The organism is Tamlana carrageenivorans (genome assembly GCF_002893765.1).
GTDB classification, from domain to species: domain Bacteria; phylum Bacteroidota; class Bacteroidia; order Flavobacteriales; family Flavobacteriaceae; genus Pseudotamlana; species Pseudotamlana carrageenivorans.
In genome coordinates this window covers 1174360-1196925 of record NZ_CP025938.1, presented here as the reverse complement: position 1 = coordinate 1196925, position 22566 = coordinate 1174360, and the positions used below count along the sequence as shown (strand labels likewise).

Sequence of the window (22566 nt, the reverse complement as noted above, 5' to 3'; positions counted from 1 at the left end):
TTATTATGGTAGGAGCAGTTGCAGGAGCGAAAGCCGTTGAAGGCTTATCACAAAACAAGGCTACCCCTTATATCATAGGGGGAATTATCCTCGTGGGTATTGGTATTACCTACTTTGGAGTGATACGTCCGATTCTTTGCAAAACAGGAATTGCCGACTGTAAAAGCAGTAAGAAGATTCGGGACATTATGAGCTATAAAGGCTTTGATCCGAATTATGCTCGTCCGGAAAAAATTACGCTATCCCACGATAGAGCAAAACAACTGGCTACCCAAATTTATGATGCCGGTTCCTGGTATAATGATGATGAAGGAGCCATTTATTCAGCTTTAGAAGAAGCCGGAAGTGCCGATAATCTTTCTCTGATTTCTCGAATGTTCAGTGCCATGAAATACGGCAGTTTAGCGGAGTACATCACTTATTACTTGGATGATGCCGATGAAGTGGCACGAGTAAAAGACATTTTAGAAAGCTATTAACCTTTAGAATTATGGATGCAAAGACAAAGAAATATTTAATCATAGGTGGTGTAGCCACAGTAGTTGTAGCACTTGCAGGTTTTGGAGTTCACAAGTTTATCAAGAACCGAAAGAACCGCACTACAAGAGGCAAACAAAAGGAACGAGAAGAGCAAAAGCTCATTGGTAAAAAAGTGCATTACGGTTCGGAAGGTTATGTCAATGTAAGAAGCTCTGCCAAGGTGGATAATGAGAATTGGACTTCCATGGATTTCTCACACAACCTTTTAACACAAGCAGAAAGCAATCCGGTAGGAACCATTTTAGAACGCCTCAAAGGTGAAGATGGCTATTACTGGTACAAAATAAAACTGACCAAACCTGTGGGAGGCAAAACCGAAGGCTATGTGCGTGAAGATGCAGTTGTAGTTCAATATTAAACCCTAAAGACATGAAGAAAGAGACATTCAAATTAGATAATAAAATGCTTTGGATCGGAGCTGGACTCGCAATTACAGCAGCCGGTTTTGGTGTATGGTATTTCCTGAAAAAACGAAAAGAGAAACAGCAATTTGCTGCAAGCATTAAAGGCACAACTACATCGAGCAGTTCTTCAGGGGTTCGCTCATTTAGTTGCATGTATTCCGATAGCAGTTTCCCATTGAAATTCGGAACCTGTGGATCCAATGTAAAGAAACTTCAAAGCTACCTAAACTCAAAAGGATCGGGAGTAGATACCGATGGCAAGTTTGGTCCGAAAACAGAAGCAGCAGTTCAGAAGGTATTTGGCACAAAAACCGTGTCTCAGGAGAAATTCAAAACCATAAGCTAATACTATGGAAACAGAAGAAAGAACAGGCATAAAAAACTATTTGGACAATGTGTTTAGCGATGATGGCTTAAAAACCGACATCAAAATCACAATGACCGATGAGACATTGAGAAAGACAAGCTTGTACCTCGTGGGTTCAGGTTTGGTGATTACGCTCATAGTTTTTGGTATTCGAGGAATTGTAAAAAATATGGAAGCTCAGTAATGAACAAGAAGGTCGTTGCATTATTCGCTATATCCGTTTTTGCCGGAGCCGGTTATGTGGCTTGGGCGTATTCTCCTTTGGGGAAAACGGTCATTTCTAAACGCTTATTAAGTCGTTGGGAAAAGGATTTAAAGGTGGATATGGCAAACAAAGAACTTCTTGAAAAAGAGTTCAAAGTATTGGATTACGAACAGCACGTTTTGCTATGGAATTTAACTCGATGGCATTTAGCCAAACCTTCCGAGAGGAAAGAGAAAAAGCTCAAAAAATTGGCTTTGCAGCTAAACGAATCGGGTATAGAAAAGCATGCAGCCCTCAAACAGATAACAGATATGCTCCAATCATAAATGCAAGAATTATGGATACAGGAATTATTACAGAAATAACGACACAAATTATGGGATATGTAAAGAGCCTTGATTGGGCTTACATTCTCACTTTCATCATTATCGGATATGGTATCAACTCACAAAAGTTTACTAATCAGATTAAGCAGAAAACCAATATTTCTTCCAAGCGAAGATACCGGACGGCATTGGTGGGTTTAGTCTATGCTGTGATTCTGTATTTCATTCGGGGGTATGAAGTCAAACATATCGAAGTACTGTTTCAGTCCTTCGTGTTTGCCTTTGTTTTTCACAAACTCATTTTGGATGGTTTAGTCCGCTATATCACTGGTAAAAGAACGGATTACAAAACACTAAAGGAAAATGAAAATGCGACTTAGCTATGCCGTCTTGTTGCTTTGGCTGATGACCATTATAGGTTTTGTATGGTATTGGAACTCACAGGACAGGTCGGTTAATCCAAACCCCAATTACGAGCAAACCATCAAGGAACTGGAACAGCAAAACGACAGCCTCTTAGCTATCAATCAGGGTTTGCAAGAGCAAATTGCTGAACAACTGGAAAAACAAGAAGGCATTAAAGAAGAATTGAAAAAACGAAACAAGGATTTAGAACAACTCAAATACAGGAAAAGTGAAAAGATTAGGGCTATTGGTAATTATGATAATGATGAGCTGTATCGGTTTTTCGCAGAATTTAAAACCGACAGTTTACACCATTCAGAATGATACGCTTTTCTGCTTTACAGTAAGTCAGGCAAAAGTAATTGCGATTGAACTGGAAGGGAAAAAGTATCAGGACAGCATTGCAGTTGAGCAATCTACCCAACTGGCTTTGCAAGATTCTTTGATTCAGCAGCAGGATTCAACTATTAAGTTGCTCCAACATAAAGCAACAAACTATCAAAGCATCATTGCCAATAATCAAGAGGTGAACAACGAAGTGAACCTGCAATTGGATTATCTAAAAACAGAAGTGAAACGACATAAACGAGATAAGATATTCCTAGGAACCGGACTTGGAGTAAGCATTGGAATTATAGGAATCTTAGCCATACTTAATTAAAGAATTATGAGTGCAATTGGTGGATATAGCAGTGATGTAAACCTAAACGATTTAAACTATGTAGGTGATTTTCCGGTGGAAAATAGCCTCGGTGGTTTTGGTGTTACAACCGGTGGAACAGATGACTATGTTTTAGAATTAGATCCTGCATTGAAAAACGCTTACCGACAAGGATTGAGTATTCAGGTGAAATTCAATCATGGTAATTCAGGCGTTTCTACAATCAATATCAATGGTAAGGGAGCGGTTCCAATAATGAAAGCTGTTAATGGTTCATTGGTAGATTTAGCATCCGATGATTTAGGAACTATCAACCACTATCTATTGCTTTTTGATGGCACTTGCTTTCAAGTGGTGGCAGGTTTAAAGTCGAGTATAGAAACGGCATCAGAAACCGTAGAAGGAAAAGCAAGAGTTGCAACCATTGAAGAAGTCAATGCCGGAACAAGTAATTCAACTTTTGTTACCCCTCAAAAGCTTGCAAGCTATGTAGCAGATAAGGTAACAGGACTTTGGGAAAATAAAGGAACTATTGACTGCTCAACAAATCCAAATTATCCGGCAGCCTTAGCCGGAGATGCTTATACAGTTAGTACAGGAGGTAAAATTGGTGGAGCAACCGGAGAAGATGTTCAGGAAATGGATGTCATTGTTTGTTTGGTTGATAATGCCGGAGGTGATCAGGCAAGCGTTGGAGCTTCATGGAATGCGATTCAAAGTAATGTTTCGCAAGCAACCGAAACTATAGCAGGGATAATCAAAGTAGCTTCCCAAGCCTTGGTGAATGGTGGAACAGATGATTTGAGTGCCATTACACCATTGAAGCTTAAAACACTTTTGGATTCAAGGTTAGCGACTGAAACACTTATTGGATTAATCGAAATTGCTACTCAGGCAGAAACCGATTTAGGAGCCGATAATCAAAGAGCTATTACGCCATTACGTTTGAAAACTCGATTGGATAATTACCTGAATCGAGAATCACTACTCACCATCACGGCTGAACAGATTGGAACGACCATGTATCACACACCGGGCAGAAATCGCTATTCAGTAATGAATGGAAACATGATACTCATCAAGGATATTCGATTGAAGCGTACAAGTGGAACCGGTTCCGTTGCTGCATGGGTAATGAATTTTCCAAAACCGAATAACAGTCCAACTGGAGCTTTGTCCGGAACTTTAACTAGCAATCAAGGTGAAACATTTTTCTACAATATTGACAACAACGGTCGGGTTTCCATATTTGGGACTTTTGTAGATCCGAATGATGAATTGCTTTTCAATATTCATCCTTATATCGCCAAATACCCGATCGAATATGATGCTACTTCACCTGCTTAAAAGATGACTATGGAACTATGGAAAATAATAACGCTGATTTTAGGAGCTACCGGATTTTGGAAGCTGCTTGAAATCCTTGTTCGCCTACGTACTGATAAAAAAGTAAAGTTGGCAGAAGCTATCAACCTACATGCACAGGCGGAGAATCAAATTGTTGCAAATTGGATACAGTGGTCGCAAATGTTAGAAAAGAGAATTAAAGAATCGGAGGAGCATACAGAAGCATTACAGAAAGTAATTGAGAACCAACGCAAACGAATCCAAGATTTGGAGGAAAAAGTGGTTCACATGGAGAAACAAAACAAGGAATTAATTAACGAGCTAAAACGCATAAAACAGTAAGTCATGAAGGAGAATAAAACAATGAACATCTTGTTTGCAACATTTATGGTCTTGTCCATTGCAAACATTTCAATCAACCTATTGAGAATGAAAAAGAGCTGCAAATGCCAAAGCGGTGAAAGCGGTGGTTGTAGTTGTCAAAAACAAGCATAACAAATGGCTGTTCAGGTAGATAAAAAGGTAGTCTTTATGGGTGTTGGTATCCTTGTAGGTGTCATCGGCATTGCTATTGCAAGTCGTTGGCTATACAAGAAACTGGATATTCAAACCAAGTTAAAGCTCCGTCAGCTTCGACCTGAAGTAAGAAAGAAGGTCGAGAAGTTTCTTATCAAAGCTCAAAAGGCAGGTATTCAACTCAAAGTCACCAGTGCCTACCGTGATTGTGAAGAGCAAAACAAACTCTATGCACAAGGACGAACAGCTCCCGGAGCAATTGTGACCAATGCCAAGTGCGGACAGTCGGACCACAATGTAGGAGTAGCGGTAGATATTGTTCCAATTGTTGATGGACGTGCCAATTACAAAGTACCGGAATCGGTATGGAATACCATTGGAGCAATTGGTGAAAGTGTTGGCTTGTCCTGGGGAGGGCGATGGACTTCTTTTAAAGACCGTCCACATTTTTACGACCGTGGTGGTAAATCCATCGCACAGCTTTGGACTGAACAACAAAACTTAGCAAACCTAGCATAATGAGCGAAGCAACAAGAGTACATAAAAACGCCTATCGAAATGGCAACGCCTCTTCCATGTTAGACTACTTGGAAGAGCTGATACTTATTCAAAGTGGTGAAAACGGAAGGTTTACTATTCCTGAAACTGAGCAAGGATATGAAGACTTGTCAGTTACCGATACGGAAGTAGCTCAATTGACCATTCCTGAAAACGCTATTTCAGCCACCATATCTATTGAAGCAGATGCAAGCGTATCGGATAAATCAAGAGTAATTCGTTTCAAAGAAAACGGTAGCGATCCAAGTGCAAATTCGGGTATTGCTTTAGGTGATAATGACCTTTATGAAATCACTGGTCGATGGAATTTGGAAAGCTTTAGAGTAATTGGAATTGAAGCAGGGAAAAACCATGTTTTAAGAGTGCAATACTATCAATCTCCACAGAACGCATGAGGTATATCAATAAACAACGCTTTGTAAAGGCTAGTCAAACCATCGTTGAGCAAACTGGTGGTACGGATCCGGGTGGTGGAACTGGAGGTAGTGAAATTCAATTAACCAACCGTTCGGCTCAGATTTTAGAACCCGGTGATGTGGTAATCATTGAGAAAAACAATCCTTTATCGGTAACGACTACCAATTTGTATTACAGCGAAGATGTTATTGGTGTAGTGAAAACAGGCGGTGGAATAGGTCAATTGGTAACCATTCAAACATCAGGCATTGCGGATATTAAAATGACTGTTTTTCCTGTAAATATTGGCGACAACATTTATACCGGTGATGTTCATGGAAGAGGCTATGCTTCATCATCGTCATGGCCGGGCACTTTTGCCAAAGCATTAGAATCAAAACCCAATGCAATTTTAGGAACTGTAAAAGCCCTTTTATCGGGAGGTGTACCGGAAGTCTATTAAACAAACTGCTATGATTGAAATATTAAAGCTATCCATTCAGGAAAATAACGGTCAAAAAATGATTGGTGTCCGTTACCAAAAAGACGGACAAGCCCAACCGTTTGTAATTTTCCATTATTCCGACCTCGATTCACCAACGGGTAATATTGAATTGAAGGATGCAGTGAAGAATTATTTGGGGGTTAGTTGATTTTTCTTTTCAACTGAATTATCATTTACTCGGAATGAAACTACCGGGGCGGTTCATACTGGGGGCATAGTAATTCTTGCTCTCCGAAGAAGAAACTTCACGATTGTGTACTACCTTTAAAAATGATGTTTCTTCATGGTTTTTAAAGTAGTCCTCGTGCGTAGGATATGTGAGTTTTAATGCACCCATGTAATAGGCACAAAACTAGCGATTTTAACCGGATTTATTGCTATTTAGAGGCTGTTTTCTGCTATTCCGACCAGTTGTTATTCCAGTTGAAAAGAAAAAGTTTAGAGCATAAAAAAGGCTTCCGGATAGTAGGAAGCCTCGTAACAGGGGTGTTTTATGTGTTTACAAGGGATGGTATTCGTTCAGGTCATTTTGAAGGTCATCCAAGTTGGTTAAAAGGTATCTTTCGGTGCTACTTACATACCGATGTCCTGCCATGTACTGCACTTCTCTCAGGTTAAATTTCTCTAGCCAAAAAGTAATGACACTCATGCGGAGCTGTTTCATGGATTTTACCTGTGGAGCATAACTTTGGATGGTTTTCAGCATTTTAGTAATTGCATTATTGATGCGTTCGCTTCCACCATTGGAGACAAAGAGTTTGTCGCTCTCCTTTTCGCTTACGTCCAAGATTAAAGGACGTGTTTTTTGGATGTATTCCTGTATTTGTAATACCTGATGAGCTGCCAGTGGTAACAATCGACTGTTACTTCTTCTGCCTCCCGGAACATAGAGTTTACCGTCTCTAAGCTGTACATGTTCAGGTTCCAGTTTCCCTAGTTCTTCGGTGTTTAAACCTTGATACACCACCATACCCAATATCACTTTATTACGTTTGCCTGTAATGCCTTTTTCGGGGTAATTATCAAAGATGTGCTGCAAGGTTTCTTCATCCAGTAAATCGTGTGGCAAGCGTCTTGATACGCCTTGTACATGTATGTTGGTGGCTACATTGTCTTTGATTTTACCGGTTTTGATTAAGTAGTTAAAATAGTGCCTTGCAACGGTAAGCTGTTCGTTAATGTATCGTTTGGAGTGCCCTTTATTGCCTGCAAAACGGATGTAGGCTAACATGTCGGCATAGCGTGTGTTTTCAGGTTTAATGCCTTCTTCTTTCAGCCAAGCTAGAAGTAATTCGTTTACCTTCAAATACCCTTTAATGGTTTGATGGCTGAACTGCTGTTTCTCCAAGTACTTTCTAAAATCCATAAGCTCTAGGTATTGGTGATTGCGGTGATGTAGTAATGTCCTGCCATTTCTCGCATGGTTTCTAATCCAAAGGTGTGATACCAGTGCAATAAGGTACTGGCTCTTAACTGTGGATAGGAACTGATTTGCGGATAGCGTTTGCGAAGCGTTGATCGAAGGTTATCGGTAATATTGATGCCTTCCTGTTTTTCACTCATGCTGATAAACAGTTTGTCGCTTTCTTTATCAGTAAGCAGCAATAACTTCTCACGGGTTTTATGCAGGTACTCTTCTAAAATAGGGGTTTGATGTTGTTCTAAATTTAAACTTCTTGCTCTTCCTCGGTGGGTTTGAGGTATGTGTACTTGTTTGTTGTTTAAATCAAGATGATTAATCTCCAGGTTAATGATTTCGTCCACGGTAAGTGCCTGATAAAACAATAAGCCCAGTATGGCTTTGTTGCGTTGACCACTTAATCCGGGAGTAGAAAACTGCTCGTACATGCTTTCCATTTCCTGCCAGCTAAACAGCGGTGGAAAAGGCTTTTTAAAGATGCCTTTAATGTAAAATTCCATGGCAAGTTGCTCGTTGGCTTCACCGTTTTTAATGAACATGTACAAAAGATTCCGTAAAGCCGACAAGGTATTGTTGAGTGATAATCGGTCGCTGCCTTGTTCCTGCATGTGGAAGATGTAGCCTTGGAAGTGATTCAGGTTTAAAGATTGGGTACTTAACTCAAAAGGAGCTAACCAATCTAAAAAAGGTTGTATTCTACTTAAATAGTTGGTGCGTAAACTTTCGCTATGTTCACTTAAATAGTCTAAAAATGCGGTATTGATGGCTTCTTTATCCATTATTCTTCGTTTTGTAATTCTTGTGCGATATGGGCATAGATTTGCGTGGATTGTTCACTTTATTTTTATTTTTCAAAGGTGTTCACGATCTACGCTAAGTTTCTAGTTCAGCTGCTATGTGAGCATATATCTGCGTAGATTCAATGCTTTTATGCCCTAAAAACTGACCGATGCGTTCCAGTTTCATGCCTCCCATAAGTAAGTGGGTAGCAATGCTGTGGCGAAGGGTATGCAAGCCGATGTCTTTGTGGATCAGCTTTTCATTGCCTGTTTTTTCTTTCAATTGTTTCAACCGGAGTAATAGGCTTTGTCCACCCACTCGTTCACCACGCATGCTAAGCAGTAATGCCTCGGTGGAGTGCTTGCTTTTTAACAAGCCATTTCGTCCGCTATTCACGTAATCGGCTAAGTAGCGAAGTACTTGACCTTTCACCGGAACATAGCGTTCGGTATAGTTTTTTCCATTACGGATGTATATCATTTTACGGTCAAAAAGAATGTCGTCTATATCCATTTGGATGCCTTCATTTCTTCTTAGTCCGCAGCCGTAATACAGGCTCAAAAAGGCTCTATCTCTTAGTCCTAACAAGTCATCCGATGTAGCATCATAGAGTAATTTCACTTCATCTAAGGTGAGGATGTCTTTGATGTGGCGTTCTTGTTTTGGGGTTTTCACTTCTACCAAAAAGCCTCCCTGATCGGTTTGTCGAAGGTAGGTACTGAACCGTTTTACCGCTTGTAGATGCTTGCTGATGTAGTTGTTGCTCAAGCCTCCTTCTCTGCGAAGGTTTACCCGGTGACGGAGGGTATCAAAGTAATCGTTGACGTGTTCCGGACTGACTTCTTCTATTTGCGTTATGCCTTGCTCTTCCAACCAAGCTAAAAATTCACGGATGTAATTGGGCATCCCATACACACTGGTTGGAGCATAGCCTAAAACAGCAAGCCATTCTTTAAAGCTGTGCTCTAAGCGGATGTAGGCTTTGTGTTGTATGTTGGACTGCTTCATGTTTTGTTGTCTATCTTCTTATTTATTGAACCACTAAAGGTTTTGTATTGATAATAAAGGGTTTGAGTGGTTCGCTACTCTAAATGAACCACAGCGAACCACTAACTATGTTCTTTTCGTTGTAACTGCTCCAAAAGACTGTCTAACACATGATCTATGGAGTGTTTTAGCTTTTTGTATTCCTCATAGCTGCTCACTTCATAAGTGTAGCCTCTTGTTTTGTTGCCCCCAATAATTTGCACCAAGCCACAGGAAGTTAATTCAGGTAGGTAACGTTTTAAACTGGAAGCGGTAACGCCCATTTCTGTTCGTAGTTCCTGTGTTCTAAATTCACTTTTCTTACTTTCTTTTAACCATTTTTTTAGGCGTTCAAAGAAGTTTCGGGAAGGTTCACTCAACTCATCGGCTTTGCGAAGCAGGATGTCTTTTAAAAGTTTGTTTGCCCAAGCAATGTCTTCTAAAGTACTCTCGATATACACTTCTCCGGTATCGGTATCGGCTTTCTCTTCTCGCTGATACTGGTGAATAAGGGTAATGATTTCAATGAACCGCAAGTAAATCCAGTTGCTTCTTCGCTTTTTAAATACCTTGCCCGGTATCTGTAATTGCGGTGCATAGGGATTAATTACCTTGATGGGACGAACCATGCGTTGGATATTGCGAAGTAGCCTTGTATAGCTTTCTTCTTGGTCTTTATTGATTTGCCCTGCTGCTTCGGAACGTTGGTATGCCATGATGCGGTCGTCTTGTTCTGAACTTCCATCTAAATGGATAAGTAAACTACGGTTGGCATTGTCTTCGTAAATACGACTTTTAGTGGTGCAACCTGCAATACATACCGGTCCGTGAACCGTTACTTTAATGGTTTTGATGTTGCCCTGACTGTCTTTAATACTCACCGTTTTGGTAAGTTTTTGCTTGGTTTGTAGTTCTCGCAAGGGGTACAACACATCCTGTGCTCCGTCCATATCTTCAATGAGCAGCACTTTGTGGCGGATTTCATCATTTTTAAAGTAGTACAAAGCATTGCCACTAAGGGAAGTGATTTCCAGTTTATCTTCTTCCGGAAGCAGGTTTCCAATGCTTTCCTGTAAATGTGTTTTACCGGTTCCACTGGCTCCAAAACTAATGATGTGCAAAGGCTCTTGGGTAATGCGACTTAGGTACACCAAGTACATGATCAGGCGGTTATGGATTTCACCTACAATACCTGTTTTTCCAAGGTCATCCATTAAGCGTTGCATGAGGTTTTCAGCTTTTAAATATTCCTCTGCTTTGGTGAGTTCTGTGGGAGTAAGAGCCGGACTTTCTTCTTGCATGGATTGCGTTTGGGAGAGGCGTTCGATGCGGTAAGCTTCCAGTTCTTCAATCAAAGCAAGTAAGCCTTCTCTAATCACTTCGGTTTTTACATCAAGCTGCTCGTTGATGGTGCGAACCAGTCGAGTAAGTTGTTCATTGTTGTACAAGTCCAAGTGTTGTCTGATGGGTGCATAATGGCTGTTTTTTACCGCTATTTTTAGGGTGACTTTCATGCGTTCCAGTCCACTGATTTTAATGCCACCAAGTACTGTAAAATGCAGTTCGGTAGTTTCATACACCAAGGCTTCGTGGTTTTTACTGTTCAGCTTTGGAGCTGCTTCGCTTTTTTCTTCTTTAACCGCTTTGCCTTCTGTACTGTAAAGTTGTTTTCTATTGTTGAGCAACTCCAGTATGTAGCCTTCTTCATAGGTGACATACAAGCTGTTGGGATCTTCTCCATCCGGTGTTTCAATATGGCTGATGCTTACTTTGGGTAGCAAAAAGTGGATTTGCTCGGCATATTTAGTGGCAGCTCTTCTTCCCGCATCGTCACCATCAAAGAAGAATACGATTTCACCGAGGTAAGTAAGTCTGCTAATTGCCTCTAAGTGTTCTTGGGTTAAACGGTTGGTTCCGTAAGCAGCCAATAAAGTGAAGTTGCTTGTGATGCTGTTGATTTGTAGCAAGGTTGCTGTATCAATAATGCTCTCGGTAATAAGTAGCTTTTGGGTTCCGGCAGGTGGATAAGCAGGATATAAACCTTGACTGTTTTTTAAGTAATAATGTTTGTTTTTTCCTGTGGCAGCAATGGATCTGCCATAAAAACTCACCACTTGTCCGTCCTTGTTTTTTAAAGGGAACATCAAGCAATGTTTGGCAAACACCCGATAACCTCCTGAAGGATTGTTTTGCAATAAGCCCACATGCACATAATCAGGGATGTACTTGCTGTTTTCTCTGTGGTGTAACTGACCGCTATTGTAACCCATGGGGTAATTACCCATAGCGGAAAGTTTTTCCAGTCCTCGACTTTGGATGTAGTTTTTAGCGGTAGTGCTATTGCTTTTTATCCCTGCGGTAAAATAATCCAGTGCCAGTTGCAAGGTTTCTGTTCTGCTTAAAGTAGCCTCTGGAAGCTCTTCTTTGGGTTTTTCCTCTTTAGGTGTAGTAGTTGGTATAGTTTCAGGAGTGGTATGACCAATAAGTGAAGTAGCTTTTTGTATTGCCTCGTATTTGCTGATGTTTTCATACTTCATGATGAAGTCGATTTGATCTCCACTACCTGCATTGCAGTTGGAGCTAAAACATGTCCATGAGTTGGTTTTTGGGTACAGTTGCAGCGAAGGCGTTTTATCCGGATGCCAGGGACAAGTAAGCCGATTATTCTTATCAGGCGTTAAATTATAATGCCGAAGTACAGTTTCAAGGCTTAAAGTGTGTTTTATCTCTGATATGGTCATTCTTTTATGGGTTATTTTATTCAATACCGAAATCTATTTAAACGCACAAAAATAGTTGAAAATATTTATAAAATATATTCAAAGGATGTATTTATTCATTTTGAACTATCTTAAATAGGTATAAAAGGCTATAAAAAGTATCTTTGTGTCGTGGATCATATAGACAAAATATGTAACGAGATTGGTGAGCACTTGCGTAATGCGAGGGTTAAAAAAGGCATGACACAAGCCGAAGTTGCCCAAGCTATGGATGTTGCTCAAAGCCAGTACGGGAAGGTTGAAACCGGGAAGGTAATTCCCAGTTTAAAAACCTTGATTAAGGCTACCGAAGTACTGGGAACCAACTTAAACCGTGTGGTATATGGTTCGGATAATGCTTCCGGAGTAGATATTGATATTAAAGATAAGGAGCTGATTGAGCGAGTAAACATTATCAGCGAACTTTCTGCTGATGACCGCCACTTAGCCATACAGCTTTTGGATCTAATTGCTGCCAAAAAGAAGCTAAAAGATATTACAGATAATCTACATAAAGATTATAAAGGGTAAAGAAAAAGCCCCCTAATTGGAGGCTTTTTTTAATTCATTACTACCTAACCCAAAATGGATTAGCATAGATATTACAAAAGCTTTTACTAATACCAGTAGAACTAAAAATACATTATCCAAGAATACTGCCAATTTAGTACTATCCATATCGAACAAAGGTATCTTGGCAAAAAGTATATCAAATAAGTACAGCGACAAAGCAGCTACGACAAGTAAAATATATTTCACCACCTTAATTTTTGTCTTAAAAAACAGAAGGATAATAAGACTTAGCAACACTATCCATGCTGAGAAAATCAAATAGTCTTTAGCAACAATACCTACAGTCTCAAGCATTTCGGTTAAAGTCCACCCTATAAATCCTCCTATCAAATATAATGTTGCATCCTTATATAGAAGTTCTGGTATAAGAAGTAGAACTGTTAATCTTAAGAAAATCTGAATAAACTTTTTATTGATCACTACTTGCATTGTCATCTGATTTAAACTGTTTATTCCAATCTTCTATTGAGATCATCTTATCTCCTTGCATAACCCCCTGAAAAACGCCATCCTTATTGACTTTAATACTGATGTCCACATTGATATTTACATCATCTTCATTTTCAAAGAATAAATCAAAAACAGGCCCCCATTGTTGATCTCCGGAAGTTTCAAAATTTCCAAGCCACAAAGAGTTCCCTTCACTATCATAAATAAATGATTCTTGATTAGGAAAATCATCTCCACTTATTGTTCCAGTAATATTTAACACATGATCTTGTTTAATATCTCCTGAAGTCGTAACCTTTAGTTTAGTAAATTGGTCAATAGGCTGCGCTCCAACTTGTGCTTCATTACCTGCAGAAGAATGAACATCAATATTATTTCCGCTTGATCTATTACTAACTTCAGTTGGAGATATTGCATCTTTCGAGAAGTCTTTTGTATAAGACCTTGAACGACCACCAAAAGCTTCTGTCGTTAAAGTTTCTGTATCATGGGTAATTGAAGCCAACCCTCTGTAAGAAGCTCCACGATCCAAAGTATGACCTCTATTATCACCATGCCACTCATTCCCTGGTCCAAACCATTTAAAAGGGGCATAACTCCTAGTTATGATATAGATGGGGTATAATCCACTAGGATCAGTAAATGACAACGGGTTATTAAACATGATACTGTATGGACTCCATGCTGGCATCATCCTAAAATGAGGATCAATATTCCATCTTTTTCCTAGACGTGGATCTAGCCCAAACCCTGCAAATTCATAATGATTTCCGTTACCCTTGATTTCATCATCTTTCTCGTGTCCACCAAATCCATATCGGTAGTCTCCATTATTCATGTTACGCCCTGGCATAGGCATTCCAAAATGGTACTGGTATGGCAGGTTGCTCGTAGCAGATACGCTGCTGTTACAAAACATAGTTTCCACCTTGCAAGAAGCTAATAATAAGCTTTTTGGTATGGTGTTGTTTGCTATGCTTTGTAAAGTATTCACTTTTTGCTTGTCAGTTTTTAATATACTTAAAGTAAATTATCAATGGTAAAAATACCAAATTAGAGTAATAATTAAGTATTGTTGAGTAATAAAGTTTAAACAGAAGAGAATTAAGAGCAATAAAAAAGCCTCCGGGGGGAGGCTTCAATGTTATCTAAAAGGCAAAGTGCCTTTTTCTTTAAACTGACTATATACTTCGTTTACATCGTATAATACAGCAGAAGCAACCCCTATTTCAGTTAGCTTCTTTTGATATTCATCTTCGTTTCGACATACAAATTCCTTTTGATTCTTGGTATCTATAAAAAACCATGCTTGTGTATTCTCTCCCGGCAAGGAAACAATACCGGCATCAATTATTATGATTGAATCAATTACCGTTATTGAACGAGCCTCTACAGATCTTTTTCTATTTATCTGTTGATAAGGTAGTTTTACCATCCAGCTATCTCCATATCCAATTGTAGAAATAACTTGAACAGGTTTTACTAAAGGTATGCGGAATAAATCTCCATCTCTCGGAGAGGTGTAAAACTCATCTACTTGTTCTTGTTTTGTTTGGGAATCACCATCCTTTTGTGGAGTTCCACACGAAAAACATAAAAGTAAAATTAATGCTTGTAGTATCATTTTGTAACTGACCATTGTCCTCTTGTTTGTAAGTTTTTGTTTCCTCCTGCCATAGTATGATAGAAAAACCCTAGTCCTTCGGAGATAGTGTTGTAAGCTCCTGACCTTCCTTTACTACCACTTAAATCTAATGTATCATACAGTCTATATTGAATAGTGATGGTTCCATCTCTTCCAACTTCTGCCCAATATTTTACAGTAGCATGCCTTAAAGCCCATGTTAATTGGTTAGCAGCTACTTGCCAAGTTTCTTTCTTCAACACAGGATCATTGTCTCCACCACTAAACCAGTCATTACCTGAACCTCTTTGACCTCCAAATTCTCTAACATCAAAACCACTTAAAAAGAACGCTTCATTGCCGTAACGAGGATCTGTTTTCACATCTGTTAATATTTGTTCTTGGAAACTCACCATGTCAGGATCTGCTTGAACAGCATCTAAAAGTCCTCCTCCAAGATTAGCTACATCATAATTCTGAAGAGAGGCTTGTGCTAAATCAACTCCATTATTTACAGTCATTTCTTGTGTTCCAGGAGAGCCAGACGTCCATCCTGTTGATTCTTGAACTGCTGGATAACTTTCAAAAGATGTATGTTTCGCAGGTCTAGTTGGGTCTGAGACGATGAGTTCGTTTCCTGCATATATCTTGTTAACATCGGCAATATTATTCCATTTTGCTAATGTCTCGACAGAAGTATTGTACTGATTTGCTATTCCCGTTAGCGTTTCCCCACTAGCAATGGTATGTTTTTGAACTTTTTTATTTCCTTCTTCTCCTTCAAGTCCTAAGGGGTCATTGAAATATATAGGATTGTTATTAAATGCTGCATATGGGGACTGCCAAGCATATTTACCGGACATTGGATCCACATTCCATCTTCTGCCTAATCGTGGATCATATTGCCAAAACTCTGCGGTATAAGAATTTCCGTTACCCGCAATTTCGTTATCCATTTCTTGTCCACCAAATCCATAACGGTAGTCTCCATTATTCATGTTACGCCCTGGCATAGGCATTCCAAAATGGTACTGATAGGGTGGGTTGCTCGTAGTAGATACGTTGCTGTTCCAAAACATAGTTTCCACCTTGCAAGAAGCTAATAATAAGCTTTTTGGTATGGTGTCGTTTGCTATGTTTTGTAGTGTATTCACTTTTTACTTGTCAATTTTTAATATACTTAAAGTAAATTATCAACAGTAAAAATACCAAATTAGAGTAATAATTAAGTATTGTTGAGTAATAAAGTTTAAACAGAAGAGAATTAAGAGCAATAAAAAAGCCTCCGGTGGGAGGCTAATATTTAAGTGGCTTCATTTATGTGCTTGTTTCGAAATAAAATAAATAACAAACCAAAACTAAGAGAGATTGCTATTAAAAAACCAGAAAAATGACCATTAAGAAAGTTTATAATTATGTAGCTTAACACAAGAATACTGGTTACCAAGAACCATTTTTTTTGCAGAGTATTATTTTTTAAGGCTTTAAAATCAACAATCAATGATATGATAATCGGTATCAAAAATAAAATTAGTTGAAAAACTACACCTTCTTTTTCTTTCAGCAAGTCTTCATGTTCGGGAACACCTGACAATTGAAAAGTTACCTGTTGGTAACCTATAGACAGAATACTAATAAGCATCGCTAATGACAACAGTAGCTTAATTGTTATGGTAACCTTAATAATATTTCTTTTTAACTTATTCATCATTCACATTCATCGCTACAAAACTCAAATTCTCCAGTATTATTTTCAACCGCATTATTTACGGTATTTCCATAATTTATCCCATCTTGGTTTGCTCGCATATCATTGCTATCCCAACCCTCTCCAATACCAAACACACCTGGCAGCCAATCTTTAAAAGCTTCTTTTGACCAACCTAATGTATAGGAAGTTTTAGGGCCATACTTCATTGTGTAGTATGCGGATGCAGTAAAATGTAGCAACTTATCATGTCCAGTATTGTCGTTTTGTCGAACAAAGTTGTCGTACAAGAAGAATAGTGTTGATCCGTTCTTCCAAGTTTCAGTATCAACAGTTTCCCAAACATCTGTTGCTGCTTTTACATAGTCACTTTGCTTTACACTTTTAAATGATTGTTCAAACAAAAATCTTCCAAATGCAACATTGTAATTCTCAGAAAATTGACCTCCGTTTAATGCGTAATCAGATTTGATTTTATCCATTCCGGCTTGAACGAGTGGTGCAGGAGTTTTTGTTCCTTGCAATTCTTGAACAGTACTTAGTGAGGCGTTACTTCCATTGACTACATATTGCTGTCGTTGATTTATGCGAGTTTCATATATAGGTACTTGTATATCTGCTCCGTAAGAAACAGTACGGTATCCAACTATAACCTTGTCAATTATATCTGTTGTTGACTGCAATTCCATTTTAATTTCTCCTTGACTACTCATAGTCATTCGATAATCATATTTTTCAGCTCCCTCTAATTCTATTGCATCAATAGGTCTGTTTTCACTAAAGGCATAGGGAGAATTCCAAGGGAACGATTTAGCTAATGGATCAGGGCTCCACATTCTAACTATACGTGCATCATACTTTCTGAATTTGTAATCAATCAAGTTTTTGCTGCCTAAAACTTCATCATCACTTTCTTGATTTTGAAATCCATAACGGTAGTCTCCACTATTGGCGTTACGCCCAGGCATAGGCATTCCAAAATGGTACTGGTAGGGTGGGTTGCTCGTAGTAGTTACGTTACTGTTCCAAAATATAGTTTCCGCCTTGCAAGAAGCTAGAAATAAGCTTTTTGGTATGGTGTTGTTTGCTATGTTTTGTAAAGTATTCACTTTGTGTTTGCCAATTTTTAATATACTTAAAGTAAATTATCAACGGTAAAAATACCAAATTAGAGTAATAATTAAGTATTGTTGAGTAATAAAGTTTAAATTTGTGTTATGAAGACTAACGAGACATTGTTATCAGGAATTGGAAACAACATCCGTTCTTTACGAAAAGCTCGCAAATTTAGCCAAGTAGAAATGGCTAAAAAGGTAGGGGTGTCCATATCACAATACCGCAGATTAGAAGGAGGTGAAGCAAATGTCTCTGTTTCTATCCTTGTCAACATTGCTTCCTTTTTAGAAGTGAGCTTAGATCTACTCGTTCATGGAGAATCCATTTCAACAGAAAATGATACCATAGAATTGAAAGAGCCTGAACTCATCGAGAAAATGAAAGAACTGGAGGCTCTTACCGGTGAAGATAAAAAACTAGCCCATAAGGTTCTTGACTTACTTATTGCCAAAAAGCAACTCAACGATATAGTTGCTCATATCCATAAATAACATCTAATCTCCAAACATAAGTCGCAGAGTGCAGTGTAAGTGCAGAGCGTTTTTACCTGAAACTGCCCTTTTTATTGGGTTTGTCATGCTTTCCTTTTGGTAAAATAAAACGCAGAGTGCAGAGTGTTTTTGCATAATTCTGAAATTTATAGGCTCAATAAAATATAGTCTGTATGATCTCCATTGAACAATGCCGAAAAATCCTTTGCAAGAAAAAAGGAATTCATTTCACCGATCAGGAACTCCATGATATTCGTAAGCTATTTTATGAGCTCGCAGAAATTGATGTGGAACATTATTTCCGAGTTCAAAGAGAAAAAGCATTGGCTAAATCCGATAAGCAGAAATAGCCAAACAAGCCTTTTATATAGCCATTCCCACAAGCTTTGCATGGTGTAGAATTATGTCCACATCCTGCATAATAAAGTTCGATATTTGTCGGCTGCCTTGTACAAAAGCCTCATCTTTTTTAAGATGGGGCTTTTTTTATGCTTTAAATTTATGTTTTGGAATTACCCTATTTAAGGGATCAGTCCTAAAAGTTGGGGACTAGGCATAAATTTGTGCTAATCTAAAGAGGAAGAATTCCTTGGGACTGTAAACTATTTTGTGTTTTTGCTGTTAGTTAGTTTAAAAATGATTTTGAAATTCATAGGCAAAAAATTTACTTTTAAATTTTTATTTTATGAACTCAGACTTAGAAAAACAATTAGACGCCTTGATCGGCAAAATCAGCAACAAGGAGGACTTTGACCAGGTCAAGGAACAGTTGCTTAAACGTGGTATTGAATCACTTTTAAAAGCAGAAATGACTGCCCACTTAGGGTTTCAAAAAGGAGGTTCTGTAATTGAGAACAACCAGCGCAATGGTTTCTCAGAGAAAACTATCAAGACTCATAACGGCGAACAACGCATCAAAATCCCCAGAGATCGTCAAGCGAGCTTTGAGCCTGTTATTGTCCCCAAACATCAATCGATTAGTCAAGAATTAGAAGATTGTATTCAACTGCTTTACGCCAAAGGTATGAGCAATAGCGATATTATTGATTTTATTGAAAGTACCTATGGAGTGCAGTATTCCACATCACAGGTATCCATTATCACCAATCAATTATTGGAAGACATCAAACAATGGCAGAATAGACCTTTAGAAGACGTATATCCCATTGTCTGGATAGATGCTATTCATTATAAAATACGTCAAGAAGGCAAGGTAATATCTAAAGCCTGTATGATAGTTTTAGGGGTGAATACCGAAGGGCAACAAGATATTTTGAGCATGAGTATTGTGGAGACAGAAAAGGCAGCTGCTTGGATGTCCATTTTAGACGATCTGCGCTCTAGAGGCGTAAAAGATATCTTCTTTCTGTGTTCGGATAACCTCTCTGGATTAGATAAAGCTGTAGAAGCTATTTTTCCAGGTAGTATACGTCAAATATGTATCGTACATCAAATTAGAAACTCTTTAAAATATGTGAGCTATAAGGACCGTAAATCAATAATGGTCGATATTAAAGCTATTTATCAAGCCGATAATGAGAAATTCGCTTTAGAGGCTTTCGAAGTCTTTAAACAAAATTGGGAAGATAAATACCTCTCTGCCGTACAGTCTTGGGAAAACAATTGGGATAATTTGACCTCGTTTTTAAACTACCCAAAAGAGATTAGAAAACTTATATATACTACCAATATCATTGAGAGTTTTAATGCCAGTTTAAGAAAATATACACGCAACAAAAAAGTCTTTCCTCATGATGATGCAGCACTGAAATCCATATATTTAGCAGCTCAAAGCATCAGCAAAAAATGGAAGAAAACACGATTTAAATGGGGCCAAATTTACAATCAATTGTATATTTGTTTTCCAAACAGGTTATAATCTATATTATTTTAACCTATGAATTTTGAAATTATTTTTCAAAAACACAAAATTTTGGATAAACTCAATTCCTTATTTCTCACACCTCTAAGTTGTTGTCTAAAGGCTTTGATCTTTGCATTAAAAGATTCAGCAGCCGCATTGGTACTTCTGTTGTCAAAATAGTTTAATATTCCCCTGTAATTTAGGGAGATTGTGTTCATAACAACTCTAAAGCTTTTAAAGCCACTATTTTCAATTTGATTGTACCAAAGTGCCAATTTAGTCATTGCTATATTTTTGTCTGTACAAGTATTATAAATTACTCTTAGCTGGTTTGACAAGTCATAAGCTTCCTTTATCATAGGGTATTGCATGAATAAAATTCCTGCCCTTTCCTTTTGGGAACTAGTCCATTTGTCAGGACTTTTGAATAGAAGATACCTACTTCGTGCTAGCAGTTGTTTGCGCGTATCCCCGTTACTAAATACTTCTGCTAGATACTGGTAGTTATTATTTTTAGCTGTCTTGATAGCCTCATTTTCTAGTTCTAGAGCTTGCCAGCGGTATTTTACTCTAATGTCTTGTACAGTATCAGAAGCTAGTTGTTGTACATGAAAGCGATCAATGACTTGCACGGCTCTTGGGAAGCTCTTCTTTGCAATTAGTTTCATGCCACCGGCCATAACTAAGGTTATTTCTTCTACCAACCTCCGCTTGCCTTCAGGTATCTTTTTAAGATATTTAATAACCTCTTCAGACTTAGTTCCTGAAATAATAGCTACAATAGAACCTGCTCTACCTTTGGCTTTTTTATTGGTTACTACGGTGTATAACTCTCCTTGTGAAAGTGCTATTTCATCTATAGATAATCGTTTGCCAATATTTTGAGGGTAGACTAACCATTTGGAGGATTGCTTAAGGTATTCCCAATCTTTAAATTCACTTAAATAATCTCGATATTGGCGCTGTAGCTTTTTACCATCTAAACCATACAAATTAGCTATAGTTTGCGTGCTAGTATTGTTATTATCGATTAATTTCTTTTAAAAAAGCGGCAAACTCGGTGGTCATACGAGTGCCTTTTGCTACATTATTCTAGTCTCTTTGCAGGGTTTCTTTTGTGTCTACATCACGCCATCTGCGGCGCTTTAAATGCAGATAAACTAGTTTCCCTCTAAGTGGAAAATCCTCGATAATTATTTCTTTATGAAAACCTTTAGATTCTACTTTACGTGTTTTAAAACTATTTGGGACAATGTTCTTCTCTTCGAAATACAACCGAAGTTTATCTTCTGTTGAAGAACTGAAGTGTCTACCTTTGTTGTGACGGTTTTATATAGAGTATAAACTATATTTGAATTATGGGAAAAAAATATGACAACGAGTTTAAATCGATGATATTAGATTTATCCAAATCTGGTATACCAACAAAACAACTGAGTGAAGAATATGGAGTTCATACAAGTGTTATTAATAGAAGGAAACAAGAGTATGATTTAAAAGGAGGAGATTTTTCTAAAAATGAACCTAAATCCAAAGAACATCAAGAACTTATAGCATTAAAAAAGGAATTAAGAGATGTTAAAATGGAACGTGACATCTTAAAAAAGGCGGTGAGCATCTTTTCCAAGAGCGACAGATAAGGTATAACTTCATTTTATCAAACAAAAATACTTATCCTGTCGAAAAGACGTGCAAATGCATGAAGGTTAGTAAAAATGCTTATTACCATTGGCTTAAAACCAAAGACACCTTAAAGGTTAATTCCTCTAAATCATTTTTAAAAGACAGAATCGAAGCTATATTTGACAATAGTAAACAGATTTATGGTAGCTATCGAATTCAAAAACAACTTGAACGAGAAAAGCTTTTTTATTCCCGTTCATATGTGGGGTTACTTATGAAAGAAATGGGACTAAGAAGTGTATTGAATAAGAAATTTGTGGTAACTACGGATTCAAATCATTCTCTAAAAACAGCTAAAAATGAATTAGACAGGGATTTTACCAGTTTTTCTTTAGGCTACAAATTAGTCTCTGACATTACGTATATAAGAGTTAATCAACAATGGAACTATTTAACCACGATAATGGATTTGGCTGATAGAAAAATAATAGGCTGGTCTTTAAGTGAAGATATGACTACTGAGAATACGGTTTTAAAGGCCTGGGTTGATGCTAGAAGAAACAGAGTGATAAACCAGCAGTGTATTTTTCATTCGGACAGGGGTGTGCAATATGCATCCAACAGAATCACAAATATGTTCTTTTTTAATCAAAAAGTGATACAAAGCATGAGTAGAAAGGGAAATTGCTGGGATAATGCTGTAGCTGAAAGTTTTTTTAAAACCATTAAATATGAGTGGATTAACAGATTTAAGTATACGTCTTATAATCAATTATACAAATCTATTGATCAATATTTAAACTGGTATAACACTCAAAGATTACATTCTAGTTTAGGATACATGACGCCTCTTGAAAAAGAATTACAATTAAAAGGATTTATTAACAAAGCTGCTTAGTATA

General features: G+C 37.9%; 30 protein-coding genes and 1 pseudogene. 19 read left to right on the top strand and 12 right to left on the bottom strand.

All coding sequences use genetic code 11. The annotated features are described in order from the left end of the window. The first annotated feature begins 5 nt into the window (after positions 1–5). The 14 genes from C1A40_RS05405 to C1A40_RS05340 all read left to right on the top strand — a co-directional run bounded on the left by C1A40_RS05405 (position 6) and on the right by C1A40_RS05340 (position 6378). A complete protein-coding gene (locus C1A40_RS05405) occupies positions 6–479 on the top strand; it encodes a hypothetical protein (protein WP_102995003.1) in 474 nt (157 codons plus the stop codon). A gap of 11 nt (positions 480–490) precedes the next feature. Beyond that, positions 491–898, top strand: coding sequence for a hypothetical protein (locus tag C1A40_RS05400; RefSeq protein WP_102995002.1), 408 nt, complete (start codon positions 491–493; stop codon positions 896–898). An 11-nt stretch (positions 899–909) separates the two neighbouring features. Further along, on the top strand, positions 910–1290 hold the full coding sequence (locus C1A40_RS05395; protein ID WP_102995001.1) for a peptidoglycan-binding domain-containing protein: 381 nt from the start codon (positions 910–912) through the stop codon (positions 1288–1290). Between the two features lie 4 nt (positions 1291–1294). Further along, positions 1295–1495 carry a hypothetical protein gene (locus tag C1A40_RS05390; RefSeq protein ID WP_044638301.1) on the top strand — a complete coding sequence of 67 codons (201 nt, stop codon included), beginning with the start codon at positions 1295–1297 and terminating at the stop codon, positions 1493–1495. After that, positions 1495–1842 carry a hypothetical protein gene (locus tag C1A40_RS05385; RefSeq protein WP_102995000.1) on the top strand — a complete coding sequence of 116 codons (348 nt, stop codon included), beginning with the start codon at positions 1495–1497 and terminating at the stop codon, positions 1840–1842. Before C1A40_RS05390 ends, C1A40_RS05385 begins: the two co-directional genes overlap by 1 nt. 11 nt (positions 1843–1853) lie before the next feature. Continuing rightward, on the top strand, positions 1854–2222 hold the full coding sequence (locus C1A40_RS05380; RefSeq protein ID WP_241910496.1) for a hypothetical protein: 369 nt from the start codon (positions 1854–1856) through the stop codon (positions 2220–2222). After that, entirely contained in the window at positions 2206–2571 is a 366-nt protein-coding gene (locus C1A40_RS05375; protein ID WP_158651287.1) for a hypothetical protein, read from the top strand. Before C1A40_RS05380 ends, C1A40_RS05375 begins: the two co-directional genes overlap by 17 nt. Continuing rightward, positions 2477–2908: a hypothetical protein gene (locus C1A40_RS18120; protein ID WP_158651286.1), complete on the top strand. Its 432-nt coding sequence runs from the start codon at positions 2477–2479 to the stop codon at positions 2906–2908. Before C1A40_RS05375 ends, C1A40_RS18120 begins: the two co-directional genes overlap by 95 nt. Positions 2909–2983: 75 nt before the next feature. Beyond that, complete coding sequence (locus tag C1A40_RS05365) at positions 2984–4255, top strand: hypothetical protein (protein ID WP_158651285.1); 1272 nt, start codon at positions 2984–2986, stop codon at positions 4253–4255. Between the two features lie 9 nt (positions 4256–4264). Further along, the gene (locus tag C1A40_RS05360; RefSeq protein ID WP_158651284.1) at positions 4265–4597 is read left to right on the top strand and encodes a hypothetical protein; all 333 of its coding nucleotides are present in this window, start codon (positions 4265–4267) and stop codon (positions 4595–4597) included. Between the two features lie 156 nt (positions 4598–4753). After that, positions 4754–5290 carry a M15 family metallopeptidase gene (locus tag C1A40_RS05355; protein ID WP_102994994.1) on the top strand — a complete coding sequence of 179 codons (537 nt, stop codon included), beginning with the start codon at positions 4754–4756 and terminating at the stop codon, positions 5288–5290. Continuing rightward, complete coding sequence (locus C1A40_RS05350; RefSeq protein WP_102994993.1) at positions 5290–5724, top strand: hypothetical protein; 435 nt, start codon at positions 5290–5292, stop codon at positions 5722–5724. The genes C1A40_RS05355 and C1A40_RS05350 overlap by 1 nt, the downstream gene beginning before the upstream one ends. Then, positions 5721–6188: a DUF2190 family protein gene (locus C1A40_RS05345; RefSeq protein WP_044638308.1), complete on the top strand. Its 468-nt coding sequence runs from the start codon at positions 5721–5723 to the stop codon at positions 6186–6188. Before C1A40_RS05350 ends, C1A40_RS05345 begins: the two co-directional genes overlap by 4 nt. A 10-nt stretch (positions 6189–6198) precedes the next feature. Continuing rightward, positions 6199–6378, top strand: coding sequence for a hypothetical protein (locus C1A40_RS05340; protein ID WP_158651283.1), 180 nt, complete (start codon positions 6199–6201; stop codon positions 6376–6378). Positions 6379–6729: 351 nt separating this feature from the next. On the opposite strand, the gene C1A40_RS05335 is transcribed toward C1A40_RS05340, so the two are convergent. The 4 genes from C1A40_RS05335 to C1A40_RS05320 form a co-directional block, all read right to left on the bottom strand. Continuing rightward, on the bottom strand, positions 6730–7596 hold the full coding sequence (locus C1A40_RS05335) for a tyrosine-type recombinase/integrase (RefSeq protein ID WP_102994991.1): 867 nt from the start codon (positions 7594–7596) through the stop codon (positions 6730–6732). A 5-nt stretch (positions 7597–7601) separates the two neighbouring features. After that, a complete protein-coding gene (locus C1A40_RS05330; protein ID WP_102994990.1) occupies positions 7602–8429 on the bottom strand; it encodes a tyrosine-type recombinase/integrase in 828 nt (275 codons plus the stop codon). A 94-nt stretch (positions 8430–8523) separates the two neighbouring features. Further along, positions 8524–9438, bottom strand: a complete 915-nt coding sequence (locus C1A40_RS05325) for a tyrosine-type recombinase/integrase (protein WP_102994989.1) — start codon at positions 9436–9438, stop codon at positions 8524–8526. 101 nt (positions 9439–9539) lie between these two features. After that, a complete protein-coding gene (locus tag C1A40_RS05320) occupies positions 9540–12221 on the bottom strand; it encodes a CHC2 zinc finger domain-containing protein (RefSeq protein WP_158651282.1) in 2682 nt (893 codons plus the stop codon). 126 nt (positions 12222–12347) lie between these two features. Between C1A40_RS05320 and C1A40_RS05315 the strand changes: the two genes are divergently transcribed. After that, positions 12348–12746 carry a helix-turn-helix domain-containing protein gene (locus C1A40_RS05315; protein WP_102994987.1) on the top strand — a complete coding sequence of 133 codons (399 nt, stop codon included), beginning with the start codon at positions 12348–12350 and terminating at the stop codon, positions 12744–12746. A 12-nt stretch (positions 12747–12758) separates the two neighbouring features. Here C1A40_RS05315 and C1A40_RS05310 read toward each other — a convergent pair whose 3' ends face one another. From C1A40_RS05310 to C1A40_RS05285, 6 genes are all read right to left on the bottom strand, one after another. Beyond that, positions 12759–13223 carry a hypothetical protein gene (locus C1A40_RS05310; protein WP_158651281.1) on the bottom strand — a complete coding sequence of 155 codons (465 nt, stop codon included), beginning with the start codon at positions 13221–13223 and terminating at the stop codon, positions 12759–12761. Next, the gene (locus tag C1A40_RS05305) at positions 13198–14232 is read right to left on the bottom strand and encodes a hypothetical protein (protein WP_102994985.1); all 1035 of its coding nucleotides are present in this window, start codon (positions 14230–14232) and stop codon (positions 13198–13200) included. Before C1A40_RS05305 ends, C1A40_RS05310 begins: the two co-directional genes overlap by 26 nt. A gap of 150 nt (positions 14233–14382) precedes the next feature. After that, positions 14383–14862, bottom strand: a complete 480-nt coding sequence (locus C1A40_RS05300; RefSeq protein WP_102994984.1) for a hypothetical protein — start codon at positions 14860–14862, stop codon at positions 14383–14385. Beyond that, complete coding sequence (locus C1A40_RS05295; RefSeq protein ID WP_158651280.1) at positions 14859–15941, bottom strand: LysM peptidoglycan-binding domain-containing protein; 1083 nt, start codon at positions 15939–15941, stop codon at positions 14859–14861. Before C1A40_RS05295 ends, C1A40_RS05300 begins: the two co-directional genes overlap by 4 nt. A 224-nt stretch (positions 15942–16165) precedes the next feature. Continuing rightward, a complete protein-coding gene (locus C1A40_RS05290; RefSeq protein WP_158651279.1) occupies positions 16166–16573 on the bottom strand; it encodes a hypothetical protein in 408 nt (135 codons plus the stop codon). Continuing rightward, the gene (locus C1A40_RS05285) at positions 16570–17679 is read right to left on the bottom strand and encodes a hypothetical protein (RefSeq protein WP_102994981.1); all 1110 of its coding nucleotides are present in this window, start codon (positions 17677–17679) and stop codon (positions 16570–16572) included. Before C1A40_RS05285 ends, C1A40_RS05290 begins: the two co-directional genes overlap by 4 nt. 108 nt (positions 17680–17787) lie before the next feature. Here C1A40_RS05285 and C1A40_RS05280 point away from each other — a divergent pair, with 108 nt between their 5' ends. The 3 genes from C1A40_RS05280 to C1A40_RS05275 all read left to right on the top strand — a co-directional run bounded on the left by C1A40_RS05280 (position 17788) and on the right by C1A40_RS05275 (position 20056). After that, a complete protein-coding gene (locus C1A40_RS05280) occupies positions 17788–18177 on the top strand; it encodes a helix-turn-helix domain-containing protein (protein ID WP_102994980.1) in 390 nt (129 codons plus the stop codon). A 173-nt stretch (positions 18178–18350) separates the two neighbouring features. Further along, positions 18351–18527: a hypothetical protein gene (locus C1A40_RS18115; protein ID WP_158651278.1), complete on the top strand. Its 177-nt coding sequence runs from the start codon at positions 18351–18353 to the stop codon at positions 18525–18527. Between the two features lie 335 nt (positions 18528–18862). Continuing rightward, complete coding sequence (locus C1A40_RS05275; protein ID WP_102994979.1) at positions 18863–20056, top strand: IS256 family transposase; 1194 nt, start codon at positions 18863–18865, stop codon at positions 20054–20056. Positions 20057–20094: 38 nt separating this feature from the next. On the opposite strand, the gene C1A40_RS05270 is transcribed toward C1A40_RS05275, so the two are convergent. Both C1A40_RS05270 and C1A40_RS18110 read right to left on the bottom strand, forming a co-directional pair. After that, positions 20095–21033, bottom strand: coding sequence for an ISAon1 family transposase (locus C1A40_RS05270; RefSeq protein WP_422395599.1), 939 nt, complete (start codon positions 21031–21033; stop codon positions 20095–20097). Positions 21034–21133: 100 nt separating this feature from the next. Continuing rightward, positions 21134–21325: pseudogene (locus C1A40_RS18110) on the bottom strand (ISAon1 family transposase N-terminal region protein); the annotation flags it as partial. A gap of 74 nt (positions 21326–21399) precedes the next feature. Here C1A40_RS18110 and C1A40_RS05265 point away from each other — a divergent pair. After that, positions 21400–22562, top strand: a protein-coding gene (locus C1A40_RS05265) for an IS3 family transposase (RefSeq protein ID WP_102994977.1) whose coding sequence is annotated in 2 segments (ribosomal slippage) — positions 21400–21637 and positions 21637–22562 — 1164 coding nt in all. Because the reading frame shifts where the segments join, the coding sequence is not laid out codon by codon here. The last annotated feature ends 4 nt before the right edge of the window (positions 22563–22566 follow it).

Bases quoted from the DNA above. Each gene is read 5' to 3' on its own strand.
- C1A40_RS05390 (WP_044638301.1), top strand. From the start codon at position 1,295: ATGGAAACAGAAGAAAGAACAGGCATAAAAAACTATTTGGACAATGTG.
- C1A40_RS05375 (WP_158651287.1), top strand. From the start codon at position 2,206: ATGAAAATGCGACTTAGCTATGCCGTCTTGTTGCTTTGGCTGATGACC.
- C1A40_RS05290 (WP_158651279.1), bottom strand. From the start codon at position 16,573: ATGATGAATAAGTTAAAAAGAAATATTATTAAGGTTACCATAACAATT.
- C1A40_RS05385 (WP_102995000.1), top strand. From the start codon at position 1,495: ATGAACAAGAAGGTCGTTGCATTATTCGCTATATCCGTTTTTGCCGGA.
- C1A40_RS18115 (WP_158651278.1), top strand. From the start codon at position 18,351: ATGATCTCCATTGAACAATGCCGAAAAATCCTTTGCAAGAAAAAAGGA.
- C1A40_RS05340 (WP_158651283.1), top strand. From the start codon at position 6,199: ATGATTGAAATATTAAAGCTATCCATTCAGGAAAATAACGGTCAAAAA.
- C1A40_RS05360 (WP_158651284.1), top strand. From the start codon at position 4,265: ATGGAACTATGGAAAATAATAACGCTGATTTTAGGAGCTACCGGATTT.
- C1A40_RS05280 (WP_102994980.1), top strand. From the start codon at position 17,788: ATGAAGACTAACGAGACATTGTTATCAGGAATTGGAAACAACATCCGT.
- C1A40_RS05380 (WP_241910496.1), top strand. From the start codon at position 1,854: ATGGATACAGGAATTATTACAGAAATAACGACACAAATTATGGGATAT.
- C1A40_RS05330 (WP_102994990.1), bottom strand. From the start codon at position 8,429: ATGGATAAAGAAGCCATCAATACCGCATTTTTAGACTATTTAAGTGAA.
- C1A40_RS05395 (WP_102995001.1), top strand. From the start codon at position 910: ATGAAGAAAGAGACATTCAAATTAGATAATAAAATGCTTTGGATCGGA.
- C1A40_RS05400 (WP_102995002.1), top strand. From the start codon at position 491: ATGGATGCAAAGACAAAGAAATATTTAATCATAGGTGGTGTAGCCACA.
- C1A40_RS05355 (WP_102994994.1), top strand. From the start codon at position 4,754: ATGGCTGTTCAGGTAGATAAAAAGGTAGTCTTTATGGGTGTTGGTATC.
- C1A40_RS05350 (WP_102994993.1), top strand. From the start codon at position 5,290: ATGAGCGAAGCAACAAGAGTACATAAAAACGCCTATCGAAATGGCAAC.
- C1A40_RS05325 (WP_102994989.1), bottom strand. From the start codon at position 9,438: ATGAAGCAGTCCAACATACAACACAAAGCCTACATCCGCTTAGAGCAC.
- C1A40_RS05335 (WP_102994991.1), bottom strand. From the start codon at position 7,596: ATGGATTTTAGAAAGTACTTGGAGAAACAGCAGTTCAGCCATCAAACC.
- C1A40_RS05345 (WP_044638308.1), top strand. From the start codon at position 5,721: ATGAGGTATATCAATAAACAACGCTTTGTAAAGGCTAGTCAAACCATC.
- C1A40_RS05405 (WP_102995003.1), top strand. From the start codon at position 6: ATGGTAGGAGCAGTTGCAGGAGCGAAAGCCGTTGAAGGCTTATCACAA.
- C1A40_RS05295 (WP_158651280.1), bottom strand. From the start codon at position 15,941: ATGTTTTGGAACAGCAACGTATCTACTACGAGCAACCCACCCTATCAG.
- C1A40_RS05275 (WP_102994979.1), top strand. From the start codon at position 18,863: ATGAACTCAGACTTAGAAAAACAATTAGACGCCTTGATCGGCAAAATC.
- C1A40_RS05300 (WP_102994984.1), bottom strand. From the start codon at position 14,862: ATGATACTACAAGCATTAATTTTACTTTTATGTTTTTCGTGTGGAACT.
- C1A40_RS05310 (WP_158651281.1), bottom strand. From the start codon at position 13,223: ATGACAATGCAAGTAGTGATCAATAAAAAGTTTATTCAGATTTTCTTA.